The sequence below is a fragment of the Bartonella sp. ML70XJBT genome, assembly GCF_028618425.1.
In the GTDB taxonomy this organism is placed as follows: Bacteria; Pseudomonadota; Alphaproteobacteria; order Rhizobiales; family Rhizobiaceae; genus Bartonella.
On record NZ_JAQISX010000047.1, the window covers coordinates 1 to 1,585 of the forward strand.

Annotated in this window: 1 protein-coding gene and 1 pseudogene; both read right to left on the minus strand. The window is 46.0% G+C overall.

Going from position 1 to position 1,585, the window contains the following annotated elements; translation table 11 throughout:
- Positions 1 to 479 (minus strand): annotated as a pseudogene (locus PVV65_RS08995) (S49 family peptidase); the annotation flags it as partial.
- The coding region (locus PVV65_RS09000; RefSeq protein ID WP_273789930.1) for a phage portal protein at positions 469 to 1,585 on the minus strand (1,117 nt) is incomplete at its 5' end. The pseudogene PVV65_RS08995 and the gene PVV65_RS09000, both read right to left, overlap by 11 nt.

Consider the following 1,585-nt stretch of genomic DNA (forward strand, 5'->3'; position numbering starts at 1 on the left):
GCAATGGCATAAGCCGCTGAACAGGCAAACTCATTGGCATGTGCCCAAATGGGCTTGTCGTATTGTTTTGAGAGTGTTTGAAACTCTTCAACCAAATCAAACACACCGCCGGCTTCTCCACCGCCGCTGTCAATATCAAGTAAAACAGCGCGAACATCAGGTTGTGCAATGGCTTCACGAAAAGAAGCCCTTAAACCTTCATAAGAGGTTAATCCCGATAAAGCCCCAAGCCATGCACCGCGGCGCACAAGCGTGCCATGAACTGGTATTATGGCAATATTGTTTTGTACTACATAAGTTTCAGGGGGTCTGAAAGCTTCTGTATCCCCTTGTCCAAATGCTCTCACGGCAAACTTTTCTCCCTTAAAAAGGCGTGGTGCAAGAGCATTCAAAATGACATCAAGCTTTGTCGAGGCAAGCATATGAGGAACACCAAAAAGCCGGGATGCCAAAAACGGCATGTCAAGATTATTCACCATTTTTGTGTGCCTCGCTGCCTTGGTTGCTTTCATAAGTCTCAGAAGTCTCTGAATCTTCATCACCAATCGCTTGATTTTCACCAGAAGGTGCTGCCATATCCGTGTCAAAAGATAAGCCGCGCGCACGAGCATCTGTGTGTTCTTCTTGCAGTTCGGCATGAATGCTGTCGATATCAAAGCCCCGCTCGGCAAGTGCCATGCGTCGTGTTTTCAAGCCTGCACGGATTTCTTCTTTTTCCGCTGAGATATCCTTGTTTGGATCAATCATTTCAAGCGGGGGCGCAAAGCTTTCACATTGAAGCCATGGCAAGGAATTTTCTTCCCACCCTGGCAAATTGACGCATCCAGAAAGCACTGCCATTTCAACAAAACGCTCCCATATAATGCGATTAAACTGAAAGGCAATAATATGTTCACGCCATTGTTTGACGTGCCGTCTAAACTGAATGATGGAGGTACGCACATTTGAAAAATTCCCCCGCGTAACGTCTCCAGTCACAACGGCATAAGGCATATTAAGTGCTGCACAAATTTTCAAGATATTGCGAAATTGAAAAGCCTCATAAGAGCCACCAACCTCAACAGGGGTTGAAAATGTAATTTGTTTTTCGCCATCGACCACGTTAACTGAGCCGGGGTAAATTTTATCCACGTCAGCTGCCTCTTCAGGCTTCTTTGGGGGCGTTGTTTGCTCACGATTTCCCTCTAATTCTTCCTCATGAGATTCCTTCCCTGTAATAAACACCGCGAAAAGAGCCGCTGTCCTTTTTCGATCAAGTTCTGCATCATCATAGGATTCGAGTTGAAAGATCTTTGTCATACAGCGCGTTATTTTGGGAGAACCGCGCAATTGTCCGGCAATACGGCGCTCTTTGATATGAATGACCATTTCAGCAGGGACGCGCACGCGCTCTTGGCTCTCAAATGCCATATTTGCAGGGACATCATCATAGGGGTGATGTTTCCAGAAATGATAAGCAACGCGCTTACCACTGGCATTAAATTCAATTCCCATACGAATGTAATTGCCTTCAATCTCAGCCGGTCCATTGTAGGAAAGGTCCAACATTTCGGTGGGATAAACTTGCAATTGAAGAGGCACACCA